The 236-nt window shown below is 47.9% G+C and carries 1 pseudogene; it reads right to left on the bottom strand.

The annotated features are described in order from the left end of the window. Positions 1 to 236: pseudogene (locus tag FD04_RS12545) on the bottom strand (hypothetical protein); the annotation flags it as partial.

Genomic DNA, 236 nt, shown 5'->3' with positions numbered 1-236 from the left:
ATTGGATCGCCGTTTTGATCAGTTAATGTGACCGTCGTCTTTGGTGTCGTCTTACCCGTGACCGTATAACCACCCACATTACCTGAAATGCCAGTATCGGTGATTGTTGGCTTAGTTGGAACTGTCAAATTAGTGCTTTGGTTCCCTTTGTCTGGCGTTGCCGTGACAATTTGACCTGGTGTCACTTCAGTATCCGTCACTGGAATGTCAAAGTCACCCGTGTCCGTGGACTTAGC

The organism is Secundilactobacillus odoratitofui DSM 19909 = JCM 15043, assembly GCF_001434895.1.
Classification (GTDB): domain Bacteria; phylum Bacillota; class Bacilli; order Lactobacillales; family Lactobacillaceae; genus Secundilactobacillus; species Secundilactobacillus odoratitofui.
The sequence above is the reverse complement of the archived record's forward strand: the minus strand, read 5'-3'. Positions and strand labels throughout refer to the sequence as shown.